Origin of the sequence: Amycolatopsis sp. NBRC 101858 (assembly GCF_030269325.1) — a bacterium.
Lineage (GTDB): Bacteria > Actinomycetota > Actinomycetes > Mycobacteriales > Pseudonocardiaceae > Amycolatopsis > Amycolatopsis ponsaeliensis.
Map to the genome: position 1 here is coordinate 970,821 of NZ_BSTD01000003.1, position 20,024 is coordinate 990,844.

15 protein-coding genes are annotated in these 20,024 nt (G+C 71.2%); 6 read left to right on the top strand and 9 right to left on the bottom strand.

What is annotated here, in order from left to right; genetic code table 11:
- Positions 1 to 62: 62 nt before the first annotated feature.
- Together QSK39_RS27730 and QSK39_RS27735 are read right to left on the bottom strand one after the other, a co-directional pair.
- Entirely contained in the window at positions 63 to 623 is a 561-nt protein-coding gene (locus QSK39_RS27730) for a TetR/AcrR family transcriptional regulator (protein WP_285480745.1), read from the bottom strand.
- A 48-nt stretch (positions 624 to 671) separates the two neighbouring features.
- A complete protein-coding gene (locus tag QSK39_RS27735; protein WP_285480746.1) occupies positions 672 to 1,967 on the bottom strand; it encodes a glycoside hydrolase family 92 protein in 1,296 nt (431 codons plus the stop codon).
- Here QSK39_RS27735 and QSK39_RS27740 point away from each other — a divergent pair.
- Together QSK39_RS27740 and QSK39_RS27745 are read left to right on the top strand one after the other, a co-directional pair.
- Positions 1,921 to 2,088, top strand: a complete 168-nt coding sequence (locus tag QSK39_RS27740) for a hypothetical protein (protein ID WP_285480933.1) — start codon at positions 1,921 to 1,923, stop codon at positions 2,086 to 2,088. The two genes, QSK39_RS27735 and QSK39_RS27740, sit on opposite strands and share 47 nt — an antisense overlap.
- 4 nt (positions 2,089 to 2,092) lie before the next feature.
- Entirely contained in the window at positions 2,093 to 2,371 is a 279-nt protein-coding gene (locus tag QSK39_RS27745; protein ID WP_285480747.1) for a hypothetical protein, read from the top strand.
- Here the strand turns inward: QSK39_RS27745 and QSK39_RS27750 are convergent.
- The 4 genes from QSK39_RS27750 to QSK39_RS27765 all read right to left on the bottom strand — a co-directional run bounded on the left by QSK39_RS27750 (position 2,355) and on the right by QSK39_RS27765 (position 7,100).
- Positions 2,355 to 3,803, bottom strand: a complete 1,449-nt coding sequence (locus QSK39_RS27750) for an amidohydrolase (protein ID WP_285480748.1) — start codon at positions 3,801 to 3,803, stop codon at positions 2,355 to 2,357. The genes QSK39_RS27745 and QSK39_RS27750 overlap by 17 nt on opposite strands.
- A gap of 218 nt (positions 3,804 to 4,021) precedes the next feature.
- Positions 4,022 to 5,578, bottom strand: a complete 1,557-nt coding sequence (locus tag QSK39_RS27755) for an ABC transporter permease (RefSeq protein ID WP_285480749.1) — start codon at positions 5,576 to 5,578, stop codon at positions 4,022 to 4,024.
- Positions 5,575 to 6,483 carry an ABC transporter ATP-binding protein gene (locus QSK39_RS27760; protein WP_285480750.1) on the bottom strand — a complete coding sequence of 303 codons (909 nt, stop codon included), beginning with the start codon at positions 6,481 to 6,483 and terminating at the stop codon, positions 5,575 to 5,577. The genes QSK39_RS27755 and QSK39_RS27760 overlap by 4 nt, the downstream gene beginning before the upstream one ends.
- A 2-nt stretch (positions 6,484 to 6,485) precedes the next feature.
- Positions 6,486 to 7,100: a TetR/AcrR family transcriptional regulator gene (locus tag QSK39_RS27765; RefSeq protein WP_285480751.1), complete on the bottom strand. Its 615-nt coding sequence runs from the start codon at positions 7,098 to 7,100 to the stop codon at positions 6,486 to 6,488.
- Positions 7,101 to 7,337: 237 nt separating this feature from the next.
- On the opposite strand from QSK39_RS27765, the gene QSK39_RS27770 reads away from it, so the two are divergent.
- Positions 7,338 to 10,571 carry a S8 family serine peptidase gene (locus tag QSK39_RS27770; protein ID WP_285480752.1) on the top strand — a complete coding sequence of 1,078 codons (3,234 nt, stop codon included), beginning with the start codon at positions 7,338 to 7,340 and terminating at the stop codon, positions 10,569 to 10,571.
- A gap of 159 nt (positions 10,572 to 10,730) precedes the next feature.
- Positions 10,731 to 11,762, top strand: coding sequence for a glycoside hydrolase family 99 protein (locus tag QSK39_RS27775; RefSeq protein WP_285480753.1), 1,032 nt, complete (start codon positions 10,731 to 10,733; stop codon positions 11,760 to 11,762).
- Here the strand turns inward: QSK39_RS27775 and QSK39_RS27780 are convergent.
- Positions 11,750 to 12,913, bottom strand: coding sequence for an ROK family transcriptional regulator (locus QSK39_RS27780; RefSeq protein WP_285480754.1), 1,164 nt, complete (start codon positions 12,911 to 12,913; stop codon positions 11,750 to 11,752). The two genes, QSK39_RS27775 and QSK39_RS27780, sit on opposite strands and share 13 nt — an antisense overlap.
- Before the next feature lie 99 nt (positions 12,914 to 13,012).
- On the opposite strand from QSK39_RS27780, the gene xylA reads away from it, so the two are divergent.
- The gene (gene xylA, locus QSK39_RS27785; protein ID WP_285480755.1) at positions 13,013 to 14,161 is read left to right on the top strand and encodes a xylose isomerase; all 1,149 of its coding nucleotides are present in this window, start codon (positions 13,013 to 13,015) and stop codon (positions 14,159 to 14,161) included.
- A gap of 71 nt (positions 14,162 to 14,232) precedes the next feature.
- Positions 14,233 to 14,964, top strand: coding sequence for an SDR family oxidoreductase (locus tag QSK39_RS27790; protein WP_285480756.1), 732 nt, complete (start codon positions 14,233 to 14,235; stop codon positions 14,962 to 14,964).
- 54 nt (positions 14,965 to 15,018) lie between these two features.
- On the opposite strand, the gene QSK39_RS27805 is transcribed toward QSK39_RS27790, so the two are convergent.
- Together QSK39_RS27805 and QSK39_RS27810 are read right to left on the bottom strand one after the other, a co-directional pair.
- Positions 15,019 to 18,909 (bottom strand): carbohydrate-binding protein, encoded by a 3,891-nt coding sequence (locus tag QSK39_RS27805; RefSeq protein WP_353051080.1) that lies wholly within the window; start codon positions 18,907 to 18,909, stop codon positions 15,019 to 15,021.
- 103 nt (positions 18,910 to 19,012) lie between these two features.
- The gene (locus tag QSK39_RS27810; protein ID WP_285480757.1) at positions 19,013 to 20,014 is read right to left on the bottom strand and encodes a sugar phosphate isomerase/epimerase family protein; all 1,002 of its coding nucleotides are present in this window, start codon (positions 20,012 to 20,014) and stop codon (positions 19,013 to 19,015) included.
- Between the last annotated feature and the right edge of the window lie 10 nt (positions 20,015 to 20,024).

Below are 20,024 nucleotides of genomic sequence, written 5' to 3' on the forward strand. Positions count from 1 at the left end.
CAGCACGAACGGCAGGTCAGCGCACCCGGAGGGCCCTTTTGCGCCATTCGTGCCGGGCTGGGTCAGCGGCTCTCCGCCCGCACCACGTCCTCCGCGAACGCGACCGCCGCCTTGGCCGTGTCGTCGCCGAAGATCGGGCCGTTCGCGTACAGGCCGTCGATGATCGTCATGATCCGGTCCGCCAGCCGGTCCGGGTCGGCCGCCGACGTCTCCGCCGCCAATTCACGCAGCCGCGCCCGCGCCCGCACCAGGTACTCCACCGCCACGCGGTGGGCCGGGTGCCGCGGCTCCGGGAACTCCGCCAGCGTCGCGCGCAACGCGCACCCGCGTGAGCCGGGCTCGGTCGCCCGCACCCCGGCCTCGCGCACCAGCTCCACCAGCCGCCCTTCCGGGGACGGGGACGCCGCCCGGACGCCGGCCACCAGAGCGTCCCAGCCGGCGGCGCAGCGCCTCAGGTACGCCACGACCAGGTCGTCCTTGCTCGCGAAGTGCGTGTAGAGCAGGTTCTTGCCGCAGTCGCACTCGTCGATGATCCGCTGCAGCCCGACGGCGTGCACCCCGTGCCGGTCGAACAGCCGGGTGGCGGTTCCGAGGATGCGCTCACGGGCGTCCGGCGTCGGCATGCCGGGATAGTAATGGCCTCCCCGGCTTCCGGGGAGGCCATTACGCACTCACATCGCCGGCGGCGCCGACTTCGTGCCCCAGCTCGTCGGGGTATCGCTCAGGCGGAACCGGATCTTCCCCGCGCGGAGCAGGTCCGCGTGGGAGATCCAGCTGCGGTCGTAGCCGCGGGGTCCGACCTGGACGTCCTTTGTGTACTGCAGTTTCGCCGCGCTCGCACCGGGCGCCTCGATCTCGATCTCGCGGCCGCCGGCCGGGTGGATCTCGACCTTCTCGAACATCGGCGTGCTGAGCAGGTACGTCCCGGAGCCGGGCTGGGCTTCGAAGACGCCGGTCATGCCGAAGACGAGCCACGACGAGATGGTGCCGAGGTCGTCGTTGCCGGGCATGCCGTACGGCGTGTCGGTGAAGAGCGTCCGCGCCGCGCGCAGCACCGCCGACGTCTTCCACGGCGCGCCGGTCCAGCTGTACATCCAGGGCGCGTGCAGGTCGGGCTCGTTGTTCGGGTTGAACGCGAAGTTGTTGTGGTAGTCGTACGCGCCGTGGACCCAGGAGTCCTTGGCGGCCTTCGCCGGGTCGGTGAGCAGCAGCGGCGTGTCGAAGAACGTGTCGAGCCGCTGCTCCGCCTGCGCCGGGCCGCCCATCAGGCCGAACAGCTTCGCGGTGTCCTGCTGGGCGAGCCACTGGTACTGCCACGGCGTGCCCTCGTGGAAGCCGACGGACTGCGCCGGGTCGGGGTCGCCGACGCCGGTGCCGTCCGCGGCCTTCGTGCGCGGGAAGCCGGTGAAGCCGCGGGATTCGACGCCGGTGTCCCAGAGGTTGGCGAAGTTCCCACAGCGCGCCTGGAGGGTCTTGGCCTTGTCCCGGTAGCCCAGACCGGCGGCCATCGTGGACAGCGCGCAGTCGGCGAGGGCGTACTCGAGGGTCGCCGAGCCGGCCTGGCGGGTGTCGCCGTAGGTGTAGCCCGGCAGGTCCTGGTAGCCGATCCAGCCGTTCTTCACGTAGCTCGGGTTGCCGTCCCGGCCGCGGAAGATCGACTGGTCCGCCGGGACTTCGGTGGCGTTGCGCCACAACGCGTCGAACAGCTGCCGGGCGGTGCGCTCGTCGAGCAGGCCCCGGCGGTAGTTGTCGACCACCCAGGGCGTGACGGGGTCGCCGCTCATCACGTTCGTCTCGCCGCCGGCCAGTGCCCAGCGCGGTACCCAGCCGCCGTCCTGGTAGATCTCGAGGACGGACTTGGTCATGTCCGCCGCCTTGTCCGGGTGCAGCAGCGCGACCAGCTGGTTCTGCGAGCGATAGGTGTCCCACAGCGAGGTGGCTCGCCGCTTCGCCGAGGTCGACGGCACCCGGCAGGGACCGTACAAGCAGCTGGTGAACCCGCTCGCCGCGTTCGACGCCGTCGTGCACATCGACAAGATCACCCCCTGGCACACCTTCATCGGCGCTCCGGACCGCGGCGAGGATTAGGGAGATGGCGAGTGCGCTGCACGCTCACGCCGAGTCCGTCGCTTCGCTGGGCCGCGCCTACGCGGATCTCGCCGAGCGGCACCGGACCGCGGCGGACGCCGGGCAGTTCGCCGAGTGGATCGCCCGGGCCGGCGAACTGGCGGTGGCCGCCGAGCGCCTGCTCGCGCTGGAGATCGAGCTGGCCCGCGGAGCCGGTGTCACCTGGGTCGCCGTCGCCGGTGCGCTCGGCGTCAGCCGGCAAGCGGCGTGGAAACGGTTCGCCGGGGTCAGACCTGGTGCGTGACGTGCCCGGCCAGGACGGTCGCCGTCACCGGGAGGGCGCGCAGGTCGGCAGCGGACAACGTCGACGGGTCCGCCGCCGTCACCATCAGGTCCGCCACGTCCCCCACCGAAACCCCACGACGCCCGCCCGAAGACGCGGCCAGCGCGTCCGGGAACGAAAGCGCCTGCTCCGGGTGCCACGCCGGACGGTCGTCGTCCGTGCGGAAGACCGCCGACGCGATCCCGTCCCAAGGATCCAGCGGGGCCACCGGTGCGTCCGACCCGAACTCCAGCCGGGCACCCGATTCCAGCAACGAGCGGTACGGGAACGCGCGGGAAGTCCGGCCGTGCCAATGGCGGTCGGCGACGTCGCGGTCGTCCGGCTGGTGCGCCGGCTGGACGGCCGCGATCACACCCAGCTCGGCGAACCGCGCGATGTCGGACGGAGAAAGCAGCTGCGCGTGCTCGATCCGGCCCGGGCAGCCCACCGATGCGAACGCATCCAGCGCGATCGCGTTGGCCTGGTCACCGATCGCGTGCACCGCCGGGAGCAGACCGTGCGAGAAAGCCCGCTCCATCAACGGAACCAAGGCCGACGGCGGCAACTCGAGCAAGCCCGGGGAGTCCGAACCCGGGTAAGGGTCGTGGCAATAAGCCGTGCGGGTGTTCAAAGACCCGTCCACGAAGAGCTTGAACGGGCCCACCGTCAGCAGCCCGCCCGAATCCGGGAGGACGTCGCCCGTGCGGTGGCCGCGCTCGATCGTCTGGTCCAGCAGGTGCTTCGCGATCACGCAGGAAATCCGGGCCGCCGGGGCGCCGCGGCGCGTCCAGTCCGCCACCGTGTCCGCGTACTCGTAGTCGACGATCTGCGTCACGCCCCGCGCCGCCGCCGCGGACACCGCTTCGGTCACCCACTCGTCCTGGACGTCGATCGCGGCCGTCGGGAGCTGGGCCGTCGCGCTCATGCAGTCGTTCTCCAGCAGCACCCCCGTCGGGTGGTCGCGGCCGATCAGCTTCAGCGCCGCCGGGCTCAGCCACAGCGTGTGCAGGTCCGCGCTGAACAACGCGACCGCGCGGCCGGGCAGCGCCCGCTGGAGCAGGTCCTTGTGCGGCTTGTCCGGCCACAGCCCGTCACGGAAACCCGCGCCCACGACCAGCTCCGACTGCGGCGCGGGCGTCGCCAGCAGGTGCGCCAGCAGCAGTTCGACCGCCTCCCCCGCCGACCGCGCCGCTTCCAGGGGGATCCGGCGGCGGAACGTCGCCCACTGCACGAGGTGGACGTGCGCGTCGACCAGCCCCGGCAGCAGCGTGCCGCCGTGCCCGTCGACGACCCGCGCGGCGAACCCGGCCGAACCCGGCTCGGTGATCGCCGTGACGCGGCCGTCGTTGACGCGGACGTCCGCGAGCTCCCCGCCGAGGCCCGGCCGCACGCGGCGCAGGAGTAGATCATCCATGCGACCACCCTGCCAGCCGGGCCCGTCCGGGTGAAGCACCGAGTGAGATGGGAATGAGATGGGTAGTAGCTACGGTTGTAGGAGATGGCAGCCGTCGCCCGCCGAAGGGTCAGGGCCGGTCCATGGGCGCCGCCCTCATAAGCCGCGCAGGGTTCGACTCCCTCGGTTGCCGCTCGACAGGAAGAGCCACCGCCGCGAGACGGTGGCTCTTCGCGTATTCAGCCCACCGGGATGTCACGCCTTCGCAACGCCGCCAGACCACCCGCGCCGGCCACCAGAGCGATCGCCACCAGCCACACCACCGGTGCCACCGAGAACGTTCCGCCCGGCAGCCGCGCCAGGTGCTGGAACGGGGAAATCCCCAGCACCACGTCGTTCCACCGCAACGCCGTCCCCACCAGCGACAGCAGCAGGAACGCGCCCAGCAGCCCCCACGCCGCCGCCGCGAAGCGCGGGAAGAAGCCGACCAACGCCGCCGCCAGCCCGGCCAGTACCCACACCGCCGGCAGCTGGGCCAGCGCCGCCGGGACCAGCGAAGTGCCGTACGCCGCGCCGGTTGCCAGACCGGTCACCGCCAGCAGGAACGCCGACCCCAGCACCGCGAACGTCAAGTGCGCGAGGGCCCAGCCGAGCCGGCCGACCGCCGTCGCCAGCAGCGGTTCCGCCCGGCCCGCCGCCTCTTCCGCACGCAGCTTCAGCGTCGCCTGCACCGCGTAGCCCGCCACCGCCAGGCCGAACAACGTCATCGTCCCCGCCAGGTACGCGTCCGTCACCGCGCCACCGCCGCCGAGGCGCGACAGCACGTCCGCGACGGCCTGGTTGTCCCGCATCATCTCCGCGACGTTCTTCCCGACCCCGCCCATCAGCAGCCCGACCAGCGCCAGGCAGACGGTCCAGGCCAGCAGCGTCCCCCGCTGCAGCCGCCAGGCCAGCGCCAGCGGCGACCGCAGTGACGACTTCGCGCTCGCCCGCCCCAGCCGCGCCGGCAGCAGCGCCGCGCCGAGGTCCCGTCGCGCGGACAACGCCACCGCCAGCACCACGAGCAAGCCGGTGACCACCAGGGCCACCGCGAGGACCCACCACTGCTCCCCCGCGAACGGCCGCATCCGGTGCGCCCAGCCGATCGGCGACAGCCACGCGACCCAGCCCGCCGAACCGCTGCTGTCGCCCGCCGCCCGCAGCAGGAACGCCAGGACGAGCCCGCCGATCCCGATGCCCCGCGCGCCGCCCGCGCCCCACGTGAGCTGCGCGGCGACCGCGCCGACACCCGCGAACACCCAGCCGGCCAACGAGAACCCGAGCCCCAGCGCGAACGCCCCCGCCGCCGGAACCCCTTGCGCGGCAACGCCGAGCCCGACCAGCAGCCCGTAACCGAGACAAGCGCCGCACGTGGCGATCACCGCGGCCGCCAGCCCGGCGTGCCGCCCGACGACGGTCGCGCCGGTCAGCTCCCGGCGGCCCGCCTCCTCCTCGGTCCGGGTGTGCCGGACGACCGTGAGCAGCGCGATCAGCCCGACGACCACCGGGACGAACCCGCACTGCCACGCCAAAAGGTTGCCCACCGACGAGCTGTACAGCGGGCCGTTGCGGACCACGAACGTCGCGCTGGACGCGTTGAGGTCGTAGAAGTGCTGCCGCGCCGCCGCATCCGGGTAGGCCGCCTTGATCGACGAGAGGTACCCCATCGGCGCGACCGCGAGGCAGACGATCCACAGCGGCATCAGCAGCCGGTCGCGGCGCAGCACCAGCCGCAGCAGCGACCAGGTCCCGGTCATCGCGCCGCTCCGACCGGCTCGTCGTGGCGGTAGTGGCGCAGGAACAGCTCTTCGAGCGTCGGCGGCCGGCTCACCAGGCTCTTCAACCCGGCTTCGGCGAGGTGCCGCATGAGGTCGTCCAGCGAAGCCTGGTCGACGGACAGGTGGACGTGCGAGCCGTAGGTGCTCAGGTCGTGCACGCCCGGCAGCGCCGCCAGGCCGTCCGGCACCCGCGCGAGCGACGCGTCGATGGTGATCCGGCCCAGGTGCCGCAGCTCGTCCAGGGTGCCGGACTCGACGGTGCGCCCGGCCCGGATGATCGTGACGCGGTCGCAGAGCGCCTCGACCTCGGACAGGATGTGCGAGGACAGCAGCACGGTCCGGTCGCCGCGTTCGCGTTCCTCCGCGACGACCTGCCGGAACACCTCCTCCATCAGCGGGTCGAGCCCGGACGTCGGCTCGTCGAGCACCAGCAGCTCCACATCGGACGCCAGTGCTGCGACGAGTGCGACCTTCTGCCGGTTGCCCTTCGAGTACGTCCGGCCCTTCTTGCGCGGGTCGAGGTCGAAGCGCTCGACGAGCTCGGCGCGGCGAGCGGGGTCGAGCCCGCCGCGCAGCCGGCCGAGCAGGTCGATGACCTCCCCGCCGGTGAGGTTGGGCCAGAGCGTGACGTCGCCCGGGACGTACGCGAGGCGCTTGTGCAGCTCGGTCGCGTCGGTCCACGGGTTCCCGCCGAGCAGAGTGGCGTGGCCGCCGTCGGCCCGCATCAGCCCCAGCAGGACGCGGATCGTGGTGGTCTTGCCGGCGCCGTTCGGCCCGAGGAAGCCGTGCACCTCGCCGGTGTGGACGGTCAGGTCGAGCCCGTCGAGGGCCTTCGCCGCACCGAACGCCTTGGTGAGGCCGTCGGCGGTGATCGCTTCGGCCATCGTCAGTCCTTCCGTTGGTAGGCGGCCAGCGCTTCGCGGGCCTTTTCGAGGATTTCGGGGGTGGCGAGCGGGTTCATGAAGAGGTGCCCGGCGGCCATGGACATCCGCAGCATCGCCTCGTTGGTGCCCGGTTCCTCGCCGAGCGCGCGGGCGACGTGGTCCTGCAGGATCATCAGCCCGCCGGTCATCGCGGCGAGCGCGGCAGCGACGCCCCGCGGGTCGGGCATGTCCATGCCCTGCTCGCGGAAGTAGCGCTCGGTGCCGTCGACGATCTCGGTGAACTGCGCCTCGGCGGCGGCCGAGCCGTCGATCATGGCCCGGCCCAGGTAACGCCGGTAGAGCAGCTGGCGGGCGTCGAACGTCGGGAGGAACCCCGGGTTCGCGACGCCCTTCGCCAGCACCTCCTCCTTGAACTTCAGCAGCTCGTCGAAGACGTAGGTGTCACACGCCTCGCGCAGGCCGTCCTTGGACCCGAAGTGGTGGCGGATGAGGCCGCCGGACACCCCGGCGGCTTCGGCGATGTCGAGGACCGACGTCTTCTCCATGCCGCGCTCGGTGAACAGCTTGATCGCCGCGTCGCGGATCCGGGCCCTGGCCGTGAAGTCTTCCGTGCTCATCAGCAGTCCTATACGTGCGTGTAGTCGACTACACGAGAATATAGCCCGCTATACGCACATGTAGCAAGGCCGCACTTTCACGGGGAAGCGCCGCTTCGAGTTGCCTCCTAACCGGGCATCCCGTTAGGCCATTCGGCTCGCAACCAATTGCGGTCAATGGGCTAAGTGTCTGATTGCTGACGAAGATCTCACGTTGTGTACTTCACGGACGCATCTCTTCACGAAGGGTCGTTCTCAGTGACAACGCACAGATCGCGCTGGAGACGGCGGGCCGGGATCACCGTCCTCGCCACCGCTCTCGGCGCTTCCGTCCTCGGCGTCGCCGTTCCCGTGGCGTCCGCCCAGCAGGCCCCGCCGACCTCCGGCGCGGCCGAGGGCAAGACCCTCGACGAGCACGACCGCGCGCTCGTCGCCGAAGCCGAGAAGGCCGGGAAGCCCGACGTCACGCTGCTGATCGCGGCGGAGAAGGGCCAGACCGCCGCCGCCGTGAACGAGCTGAAGGCGCTCGGCGGCGTCGTCCAGTCCACCGACACCAAGCTCGACTACGTCAAGGTCAGCGTCCCCACGGACAAGGCCGAGAAGGCCGCGAAGCTCAAGTCGGTCAACGCGGTCGACGTCGACGGCCTCGTCTACCGCGACGACCCGAAGCCCGACGGCGCGCAGGACCCCTCGCCGCAGCCGGCCCCGGGCAAGAACACCCCGCGCGTGAACCCGTACCTCCCCACCGGCGACACCTACGCGGCCCAGTTCGGCCAGGTCCTGCCCAACTGGGACGGCAAGGACACCACGGTCGCGGTGCTGGACTCCGGCGTCGACCTCGACTCCCCCGCGCTGGCCACCACCAGCCACGGCGAACGCAAGATCGTCGACTGGTACAACGCCAACGCCACCAACTCCGGTGACGGCACCTGGGTCAAGCAGTCCACGGCGACCTACACCGGCGCCTTCACCTCCAACGGCAAGAGCTGGACGGCCCCGGCCACCGGCGGCCCGTACACGTTCGGCCTCTTCACCGAGACCGCCGGCGACCTGGGCGCCGCGGACAGCGAGACCGGCGGTGACGTCAACCGCGACGGCGACCGCGCCGACTCCTGGGGCGTGCTGCAGGACAGCGTGACCAAGGAGGTCCGCGTCGACCTCAACGGCAACGGCGACTTCACCGACGAGAAGCCGATGACCGACTACGCCAAGAAGTACGACGTCGGCTTCTTCGGCACCGACAACCCGGCGACCGACATCGCCGAGCGGATGGCCTTCGTCGTCCAGACCGACAAGCCGGGCTTCGTCGGCATCGGCATCGCCGGCGCCGAGCACGGTTCGCACGTCGCGGGCATCGCCACCGGCAACGACCTGTTCGGCGGCAAGATGGACGGCGCGGCCCCGGGCGCGAAGGTGCTCGCGGTCAAGGTCTGCCTCACCGGCAGCGCCTGCACGTCGTCGGGCCTGATCGACGGTGTCGTCTACGCGGCCAGCCACGGCGCGGACGTCATCAACATCTCGATCGGCGGCCTGCCGGCGCTCAACGACGGCAACAACGCCCGCGCGGAGCTCTACAACCGCACGATCGCCGAGTACAACGTCCAGATCTTCATCTCGGCCGGCAACAGCGGCTACGGGGCGAACACCGTCGGCGACCCGTCGGTGGCCACGGACGCGATCTCGGTCGGCTCGTACATCACCAAGGAGACCTGGCTCTCGAACTACGGCTCGAAGACCCAGAACGCCGAGTCGCTGCACCCGTTCTCCTCGCGCGGCCCGCGTGAGGACGGCGGCTTCAAGCCGGACATCATCGCGCCCGGCGCGGCGATCTCCACCACCCCGCGCTGGGAGGCGCCGGGCCCGGTGGCCGGCACGTACAGCCTGCCCGCGGGCTACGCGATGCTGCAGGGCACGTCGATGGCGGCGCCGCAGGCGACCGGCGCGGCGGCACTGCTGGTGAGCGCGTACAAGGCGACCCACCAGGGTCAGCGGCCGCCGGTCGCGCAGCTGCGCGCGGCCATCAAGTCGACCGCGCGGTTCGTGCCGGGCATCGGCGCGTACGCCCAGGGCGCGGGCCTGTTCAACGTCCCGGCCGCGTTCGTCGCGCTGTCGCTCAACCCGAAGCCGGACGCCGTTTCGACGTCGGTCGAGGTGCACACCGCGCTGTCGGGCCTGCTGGCCACCCCGAACACCGGCGTGGGCATCCACGACCGCGAGGGCGTGACCACGGGCAAGGCCTACACCCGCACGTACACGATCACCCGCACGACGGGCTCGGCGAAGCCGGTGCCGTACTTCGCGCGGTGGACCGGCAACGACGGGACGTTCTCCTCGGCGTCGACGGTGGTGCTGCCGCTGAACACGCCGGTGAAGTTCGACGTCAAGGTGAACCCGAAGAACGCGGGCGTCCACTCGGCGCTGCTGTACCTGGACAACCCGCTGACCATCGGCATCGACGTGCAGACCCTCAACACGGTCTTCGCGCCGCAGGAGTTCACCGCCGCCAAGGGGTTCCAGGTCGACGTCTCCGGCAAGATCGCCCGCAACCAGGCGACCAGCTACTTCGTGCGGGTGCCGCAGGGTGCCAGCGCGCTGAAGGTGGACCTGGACGCGGGGGCCGGTGCCCCGGGCAAGGGCCAGGTGCGGTTCCTGCGCTACGACCCGACCGGTGTCCCGGCCGAGGCGAGCACCTCGACGACGTTCTGCTACCTCCCCGACGCGGGCGCGGGCTGCCCCGGCGGCACGCCGACCAGCCGGACCATCGCCAACCCGCTGCCGGGTGTGTGGGAGATCGTCGTGGAAGCGCGCCGGACGTCCGATGTGGACAATGCGGCGTACAAGCTGACGGCTTCGGTGCTGGGCACGACCATCGCGCCCAACCCGGACACGATCGCCTCGGCGACGCTCGGCCAGCCGGTCGCGCGGTCCTACACCGTGACGAACACGCTCGGCGCGTTCACCGGCAAGCTGAACGGTGCCACGCTGGGCAGCGCGAAGATCGCGCGGCCGTCGATCGCCGACGGGGCGCAGCAGCAGTACCAGATCGCGGTGACGCCGGGCTCTACATCGCTGACGGCCACGATCGGCAAGACGTCCGACGTGGGCGCCGACCTGGACCTGGTGCTGTACAACTGCACGACCGGCTCCTGCGTGCAGGCGGCGATCAGCGCAGACGGTGACTCGGAAGAGTCGGTGACCGTGGCCAACCCGGCCGCGGGCGTGTGGGTCGCGCTGGTCGACGGGTTCGCGGTGCCTTCGGGCACCACGGACTACGACTACCTCGACGTGTTCACCAACCCGGCGTTCGGTTCGGTCGCGGTGACCGACGCGAACGCGGCGCGGGCGTCGGGCAGCTCGTGGACGGTGCCGGCGACGGTCACGGCCGCGGCCGTCCCGGCGGCGGGCCGGGTGCTGCGCGGTCAGCTGACCGTGCAGACCGACACGGGTGTCACGGTCGGCTCCTCGCTGGTGCTGGTCAACTCCGTGAGCTAGTCCCGCTCAACGGAAACCGCCCCGGGTCTCACCCGGGGCGGTTTTCGTTTTCCTGGTGGGTTCCCGACGCAAGTTTGCGCATGTCCGGTGAACTCTTGCCCTCGTTCGCGACGCGTCCGTATGGTCTGGAACACTCCGCACCCACCGAGGGGTTCCCGCATGCGACGGATTTCGGCGTGGTTCGCCGCGCTTCTCCTGCTGGCCACCGCTTTGCCGGGCACCGCGCACGCCGCGGCGGCGCTGTCGGGCCGGACGCACCTGTTCTACTACCCGTGGTACGGCAGCAACGCCGGTGCATACCGCCACTGGCAGCAGGGCGGGCACACACCGCCGGACGACATCGGCGCGAACCTCTACCCGGTGCTGGGGCCCTACGACTCCGGGGACTTCTCCGGCGCCGTCGAGCAGCACATGCGGTGGATCGAGCAGTCCGGCGCCGGGGTGATCGTCTACAGCTGGTGGGGCCAGGGGTCCTATGAGGACGGTCTGGCGGCGGGCGTGCTGGAAGCCGCGGCGCGGCACGGGATCCGCGTCGCGTGGCACCTCGAGCCGTACGGCGGGCGGACGGCCGCGTCGACGGTGTCGGACATCGGCTACCTCACCGGCCGGTACGGCTCCAGCCCGGCGTTCTACCGCGAGGGCGGCCGCGGCGCGTTCTACGTGTTCGAGAGCCTGCGCATCACGGACTGGACGCCGCTGGACCAGGTGCGGTCGTCGGCGATCGTGCTGGCGCAGACGACGGACACGAGCAAGGTCGCGCACTTCGGCGGGATGTACACCTACGACGCGATCGCGGGGGCGACGGCGCCGGGCTGGCGCGACGCGGGCGCGTACTGCGAGGCGAACGGCCTGGTGTGGGCACCCTCGGTGGGCCCGGGGTACATCGACGACCGGGCGGTACCGGGCAACACGACCCCGACGCTTGCGCGGGACAACGGGGCGACCTACGACCGGGAGTGGCAGAACGCGCTTTCCTCGGGCGCCGATTGGGTTTCGGTGACGTCGTTCAACGAGTGGCACGAAGGGTCGGTCATCGAGCCGGCCCGGTCGGCCCCGCCGTCGCCGGCCTACGAGACCTTCAACGGCGCGTACGGCACTTCCGGGACGGCGTCGGAAACCGCCTATCTGGACCGGACGCGTTACTGGGCTTCGCAGCTCGCCTCGCCTTGGGTGCGGGCCTACGCCTCCTGAACCCGCGCCAGGAACGGCGCCGGCTCGGCCAAGACCCGGTGCACCACCCGGCCCGCCGCGCCCAATGTCGCGGCGTCGCCACCGAGGCGGGACGCCGACAGCACCGGTGGCGTGCCCCGGAGCCCGCCGAGCCGGGCCGACAGCACCTCCGACACCGGCTCGGACAGCCACGGGTACAGCTGCGTGAACACCCCGCCCAGCACGATGCGGTCGACGTCCAGGAGGTTCACCGCCGACGTCAGCGCGAGGCCGAGCGCGCGGCCGGCCGCTTCGCACGCCGCCAGCGCCACCTGGTCGCCGTGCGCCAGGGACGCCAGCAGCGCGGGCACGGACAAAGCATTCCCCGCCGTCAGCAACGCCTCCTGCCCGGCGAACGTCTCCAGGCACCCGCTGCCCCCGCACCGGCAACGCGGCCCGTCCGGCGCCACGACGACGTGGCCCAGCTCGCCTGCCAGCCCGCGGGCACCGGAGAACAACGTGCCGTTCACCACCAGGCCCGCGCCGATGCCCACTTCGCCTGACACGTAGAGGAAATCCCGCTCGCCGTCGCCGAACCAGAGTTCGCCCAGGGCGGCGAGGTTCGCCTCGTTGTCCAGCTCGACCGGGACGGGCAAGTGCAGCAGGTCGGCCGGGCGGACGTCCTGCCAGCCCAGGTTGGGGGCGCTGAACAGCACGCCGTCGCCGACCGGGCCGGACACCGCCAGCACCGCGCCCGCGACCTCCAGCCCGAGCCGGTGCGTCTCGGTCAGTGCCTCCGTCGCCAGTGCCTGCAGCTCCGCCAGGACCTTCTTCGGCCGTGAACCGCGGTTGTCGCGCTCGCGGCGGGCGGCGAACCGGACGTCGCCGGTGAGGTCGAGCACCCGGACCGCGAGGTAGTCGACGTTGATCTCCAGCCCCAGCGACGCCACGCGCGCGCCGCTGAGCACGACCTCGACGCCCGGCCGGCCGCGTTCGCCCGCTCGCGCGGGGCCGGTCTCGGCCAGCAGGCCCGCGTCCACCAGGTCGCCGACGAGCTTGCTGACCGTGGACTTCGTCAGGCCGGTGAGCTCGGCGAGCGCCGCGCGGGTCAGCGGGCCGCCGCGGCTGACCGCGCCCAGCACGACCTCGAGGTTGCGGGCGCGCATCGAGTCGTGCCGCACGGCCTGGGTCATCGCGTCCCTCCCTGCGAAGCACTCTAACCGGCCTCTTGACGCCCGGGACCACCGCGGCGCATATTTAGTCTACAACGTGAACTAAATGAAGGGACAGTCATGAGCGACTACGCTCCCCAGCCGGCCGACAAGTTCACCTTCGGCCTCTGGACCGTGGGCTGGCCCGCGAACGACCCGTTCGGGGTCGGGACGCGGCCGCCGCTGGACCCGGTGGAGAGCGTGCACCGGCTGGCGGAGCTGGGCGCCTACGGCGTGACGTTCCACGACGACGACCTGCTGGCCACCGAGCCCGACCGCGACGTGGCGATCGAGCGGTTCCGGAAGGCGCTGGCCGAGACCGGGCTCAAGGTCCCGATGGCGACGACGAACCTGTTCACCCACCCGGTGTTCAAGGACGGCGGCCTGACCAGCAACGACCGTGACGTCCGGCGCTACGCGCTGCGGAAGGTGCGCCGCAACCTCGACCTCGCGGCCGAGCTGGGCGCGGAGACCTACGTCGTCTGGGGTGGCCGAGAGGGCGCCGAGTCCGACGCCGCCAAGGACGTCCGCGCGGCACTGGCCCGCTACAAGGAGGGCCTGGACCTGCTCGCGGACTACGTCGTCGAGAAGGGCTACTCGCTGCGGTTCGCCCTCGAGCCCAAGCCGAACGAGCCGCGCGGCGACATCCTGCTGCCGACCATCGGGCACGCGCTGGGCTTCATCTCGCAGCTCGCGCGGCCCGAGCTGTTCGGGCTGAACCCCGAGGTCGGGCACGAGCAGATGGCCGGGCTCAACTTCGTGCACGGCATCTCGCAGGCGCTGTGGCAGGGCAAGCTGTTCCACATCGACCTCAACGGCCAGCACGGCCCCAAGTACGACCAGGACCTGATCTTCGGCCACGGCGACGTGAAGAGCGCGTTCTTCCTGGTCGACCTGCTGGAGAACGGCGGCTACGAGGGTCCGCGCCACTTCGACTACAAGCCGATGCGGACCGAGGACCCGGCGGACGTGTGGGTGTCCGCCGCGGCGAACATGCGGACGTACCTGATCCTCAAGGAGAAGGCGGCGAAGTTCCGTTCGGACCCGGAGGTCGCGGAGGCCCTGGCGGCATCCCGGGTTCCGGAGCTGTCGACGCCGACGCTGGCGCCGGGCGAGTCGTTCGACGACCTGCTGAACGACGACTTCGACCTCGACGCGGCGGCGGCCCGCGGCTACCACTTCACGCGGTTGAACCAGCTGGCCCTGGAGCACCTCTTCGGCGTCCGCTGACCGGTGCGGGGCCGCCGCACGGACTCCGTTCGGCGGCCCCGCACGGCCCGGCCGCTCACTACGATCCGGGCATGACAGTCGCCTTGGTCACCAACGTGACGCAGTACGCGGGTCCCGCCGGCGCCGGAGCCCTCGCCGCCGACGGGTTCCGGGTGGTCTGCCACGACGAGACGTTCACCGACGCCGAAGTCCGCGACAAGTTCGCCGCCGGGAACCCGGACCTGACGCCGGTCGCCGAACAGGAGGCCGCGGCGCTGCTCACCGCCGCCGGGGACCACGGCAGCGTCGATGTCGTGCTCAGCAACGACTACGTGCCGCCCGCTGCGGTCCGGACGCCCTTCGACGGCGCGCCGCTCGGCGACCTCGAGTTTCTGATGCGCCGGCTGGTGTACCGGCCCTTCGAGCTGATCCAGGCCGCGACCCCGGCGATGAAGGCCGGCGGAGGCGGCCGGATCATCCTGATGACGTCGGCGGTCGCGGTCCGGCCACTCGCCACCGCGGTCCTGTACAGCGCGGCGCGGGCTGCGGCCACCACGATGACGACCGCGGCCGCCAAGGCGCTGGGCGAGCACAACATCCAGCTCAACGCCATCGGCCCGAACTGGTTCGAGAACCCGACCTACTTCCCGCCCGGGCTCTGGGAGTCCGACGCCGACCTGCGCGCGACCGTCGCCAAGGAGGTCCCGCTCCAGCGCCTCGGCCGGCAGGAGGAGATGGGGGCGCTGATCGCGTTCCTCGCCTCCGGCAAGGCCACCCCGGTGACGGGCCAGTTCTTCGGCTTCACCGGCGGCTGGCTCCCGTGAACCGTGAAGGGCACCCTCATGGCCTTCAAGTCCACGAGGGTGCCCTTCACGGCATTACGACACGGTCAGCGTGTCGATGTCGAACAGCGAACCCGCGCCGCCCCGGAAGACCAGGTGGAGCGGGCCCGAACCGGCCGACACCGTCTCGGAGACCGTCTGAAACGTCTCCCAGCTGCCCGTGTTCGGCACCGCGACCGTGCCCAGCAGGGCGCCGGTCGCCGAGCCGTCGCGGATCTCGATCGTGCCGCCCGCGCCCGCGGAGGACACGACCGCGCTGAACCGCGTGATGCCCGCCGTGCTCACCGACGCGTAGCCGGCCCAGTCGCCGTTCTCGATGTAGCCCAGCGTCTGGCCGCCGCTCGCCGGCGCGTGCGACGCGATCTGCACGCCCGCACCCGACGTGAACGACTCACCCTCCACAGTGGACGACTGAGCGACACCGCAGTCCGCCGCGACGACCCCGGCGGCGTACCGGATCCCGCCGACCAGCTCGGTCCGGAACGCGGTGTCCGAGTACGACTCGATCGTGTGGCCGAGCCCGGTGTAGAACGCGCGGCCGCTGCCCTGCGGGTGGCACCACGTGATCGGGTGGTCGGCACCCATCTCGCCGCCGGTGTAGCTGGACTCGTCCAGCGTCTGCAGCACGTGCACCTGGCCACGCGGGTTCGTCCGGTAGTTGTACAGCTCGTCGGTGCGGGTCCAGACCGCCGGCAGGTGCGCCGTGGCCGGGTGGGTGCCGTCCTCCGTCACGAACCGGGCCGACTGGATCGCCGGGTGGCTCTTGAAGTACGCGCCGACGAGCGTGCCGTACCACGGCCAGTCGTACTCGGTGTCCGCCGCCGCGTGGATTCCGAGGTAACCGCCGCCACCCTCCACATAGGACTCGAACGCCGCCTGCTGGTTCGCGTCCAGGACGTCACCGGTGGTCGAGAGGAACACCACCGCCTTGTACGCGGCGAGCGAAGAGGCCGTGAACACCGACGCGTCTTCGGTCGCCGTCACCCCGAATCCCTGCGCCTCGCCCAGCTCCCGGATCGCCTGGATCCCCGCCGGGATCGAGTCGTGCCGGAAGCCGGCCGTCTTGGAGAACACCAGTACGTCGTACGCGGGATCCACCTGGGTCGGCATACTGCTCAGGCTAAAGGTGTCGATGTCGAACAGGGAACCGGAACCGCCGCGGAACACCAGGAACAGCGGTCCTGATCCGCTCGACACCGACGTCGTGACATTCTGGAAGACCTCCCAGTCACCGGTGACCGGCACGGTCACCGAACCCAGCAGCGTCCCGGTCGCCGAGCCGGACCGGATCTCGATCGTGCCGCCGGCGCCGGCCGACGACACCCGCGCGGTGAAGGTCCGCGCGCCGGACGTGCTCACCGGCGCGTACCCGGCCCAGTCGCCGTTCTCGATGTAGCCCAGGGTGTTCCCGCCGCTGGCCGCGGCGTGCGGGGCGACCTGGACACCCGAACCGGACGTGAACGACTCGCCCTCGACCGCGCCCGCCTGGGTGGCGGTGGCGAAGGTGAACGCGTCGAGGTCGAACAGGTTGCCCTGCCCGGTGACGCCCTTGAACACGAGGTACAGCGTGGTCGTGCCGGCCGGCCGGTTCGCCAGGTTCGCCGTCACGGTCTGGAACGTGTCCCAGTCCCCGGTGTTGGCGACGGCCGCCGATCCGAGCAGGGTGCCGGTCGGCGAGCCCGCGCGTACTTCGAGCGTTCCCCCGGGACCGCCGGACGACACGCGCGCGCTGATCGACGACGCGTTGCCCAGCGCGTACGGCGTGAACGAGATCCAGTCGCCGTCGTCGGTGTACCCGACCGTCCGGCCGCCCTCCGCGGAACCGTGGTCGGCGAGCTGGATCCCGGACTGCGCCGAGAAGTGCTCGCCCTGGCGGTGCCGTGGCTGGAGCTTGTGCACGCTGTGCGACGTCAGCCCGCCGTTGTCGGTGTACTGCGCGTCGAAGACGCCGAAGATGTTCGCCGCGGCGTCGTGCTCACCGTCGACCGGGACGGCGATCGAGCCGCTGCACCCGGTCGCCTGCGTGATCTGGTGCTGGTGGCTGTCGTGGCCCAGCAAGTACGTGACCTTGACCTTCGAGCAGTCCAGCGGCCCGTCCTCCGGGTCACTGCCGGTCACCTGGAACGGCACGGTGTCCCCGAAGGAGAACAGCTGGCCGTCCGCCGGAACACCCAGTGAAACCGAAGGCGCGGTGTTCCCGACCGTGACGACCAGGCTCGCGGTGCCGGTCAGGCCCTCCGGGTCGGACACCGTGAGCGTCGGCGAGTAGGTGCCGTTGGTGGCGTAGGTGTGCGCTGGGTTCGCCGAAGTCGACGTGGCGCCGTCACCGAAGTCCCAGCGGTAGCTCAACGCCCCGCCTTCGGGATCACTGCTGCCCGCGGAGGAGAAGTTCACGGTCAGCGGGTTCGGCCCGGACGTCTTGTCGGACGCGGCTTTCGCGACCGGGTTGCGGTTCGTGCCCGCGAGGTACTCGATCCGGTAGAGCGCCTGGTTGTCGTCGCCGGTGCCGTAGTCGAGGACGTAGAGCGCGCCGTCCGGGCCGAACGCCATGTCCATGACCTGCGTGCCGGTCCACGGGAAGTTGTCGATCGTGCCGCGGCTGCCGTCGGCGTCGACGGTGACCGCCTTGATCCACTTGCGCCCGTACTCCCCGGCGAAGTACTTGCCGTCCAGCGACTGCGGGAACTTGACCGTGGACGTCGAATCGGCGTCGTAGCGGTAGACCGGCCCGCCCATCGGCGACTCCGAGCCGCTGCCGAACTCCGGCGGCGAACCTTCGTCACCGGCGTACTTGATCCACGCGGCCTTCGGCACCGGCAGCTTGGCGAGCCCGGTGTTGCGGAACGAGGAGTTCGTCGGCCCGCCCGCGCAGTCGTACTTCGCGCCGGACGGCCCGCTCGGGAACGTGAAGTGGTTGTACGTCTCGGTCGTGGTGTTCGAGCCGGTGCAGTACGGCCAGCCGAAGTTGCCCGCACTGGTGATCCGGTCGAACTCGACCTGGCCCTGCGGCCCGCGGCTGGCGTCGGTGACCCCCGCGTCCGGGCCGTAGTCGCCGAGGTAGACGACGCCGGTCGGTTTGTCGACACTCATCCGGAACGGGTTGCGGAAGCCCATCGCGTAGATCTCGGGACGGGTGCTCGCGGTTCCCGGCGCGAAGAGGTTGCCGGACGGGATCGTGTACGTCCCGTCGGCCTGCGGGTGGATCCGCAGCAGCTTGCCGCGCAGGTCGTTCGTGTTGCCGGACGAGCGCTGCGCGTCGAACTGCGGGTTGCGCGTGGTCCGCTCGTCGATCGGCGAGTAGCTGTCGGAGGAGAACGGGTTCGTGTCGTCGCCGGTGGTCAGGTAGAGGTTGCCGGCGGCGTCGAAGTCGATGTCACCGCCGACGTGGCAGCACTGGCCGCGGTCGTTCGGCACGGCCATGACGACCTTTTCGCTGGCCAGGTCGAGGGTGTTGTCCGTCTTGAGGACGAACCTCGACAGGTGAAGCTCGCCCTTAAACGGCGCGAAGTCGGCCTCGGTGCCGTCGGTCGGCGCGTCACCGTCCGGTGTGGACAGTCGTGGCGAGTAGTACAGCCAGATGTAGCGGTTCGAGGCGAAGCCGGGGTCGGCGGCGACCCCCTGGAGGCCTTCCTCGTCGTGGGTGTAGACGTTCAGCTTGGCCGCGACGGACGTCGCGCCGGCCGCGGTGGTGACGCGGACGGTGCCGTCGCGGGAGGTGTGCACGACCGAGCGGTCGGGCAGCACGGCGAGCGACATCGCCTCGCCGAGCTCGGCCGCGCCGGTGGCGAGGGCGACCTGCTGGTAGTCGGCCGCGGGGATGTCGGCTCTGGCGGGAGCGTCGATGGTGAGCAGGAGGCCGGCGCCCAGGAGTGCGGTGCCGAACAGCCTCGCCCACTTCGCAGGGGACCTTGGGGAAGGGTGCGTCATGCTGGATCCTTCCTGATTTTGAGCGTGCTTCGCCCCGGGTTGGCGCGAGGCCGCTTTCGATCACCTTCCGACGGGGCTGGCGGTCACCCGTTGAACAGAAGCCTTACTTCGAGGAGAAGGCGGCGTCGAACGCCGCCGTGGGTGGGGTGAAGTTGAGCTTGCGGACGAACTCCAGCGCCTCCGGCGCGCCGGTCAGCCGGTCCATGCCGGCGTCCTCCCATTCGATCGAAATGGGACCGTCGTAGCCGATGGCGTTGAGCATCCGGAAGACGTCCTCCCACGGGACGTCGCCGTGGCCGGTGGACACGAAGTCCCAGCCGCGCCGCGGGTCCGCCCAGGGCAGGTGGGAGCCGAGCCGGCCGTTGCGGCCGTTGAGCTGCTTGCGGGCCTCCTTGCAGTCGACGTGGTAGATGCGGTCCTTGAAGTCCCACAGGAACCCGACCGGGTCGAGGTCCTGCCAGACGAAGTGCGACGGGTCGAAGTTCAGCCCGAACGCCTCGCGGTGCCCGATCGCCTCCAGCGTCCGGACCGTGCTCCAGTAGTCGTAGGCGATCTCGCTCGGGTGCACTTCGTGGGCGAAGCGCACGCCGACCTCGTCGAAGACGTCGAGGATCGGGTTCCACCGCGTGGCGAAGTCCGCGTACCCGCGCTCGATCATCGACGGCGGCACCGGCGGGAACATCGCCACCGTGTGCCAGATCGACGAGCCGGTGAACCCGACCACGGTGGACACGCCGAGCTTCGCCGCGGCGCGGGCGGTGGTCTTCATCTCCGCCGCCGCCCGCTGCCGGACGCCCTCGGGCTCGCCGTCGCCCCAGATCCGGGCGGGCAGGATCGCTTCGTGCCGCTCGTCGATCGGATGGTCGCAGACGGCCTGGCCGAGCAGGTGGTTCGAGATCGCCCACACCTTGAGGTCGTACTTGGCCAGCGTCTCCAGCTTCGCCTGGACGTAGCCGTCTTCCGCCACCGCGCGATCCACTTCGAAGTGGTCTCCCCAGCAGGCGATCTCGAGGCCTTCGTAGCCCCAGCCGCTCGCCAGCTCGCACACCTCCTCGAACGGCAGATCGGCCCACTGCCCGGTGAACAGGGTCAACGGTCGTGCCATGTCCTGACCT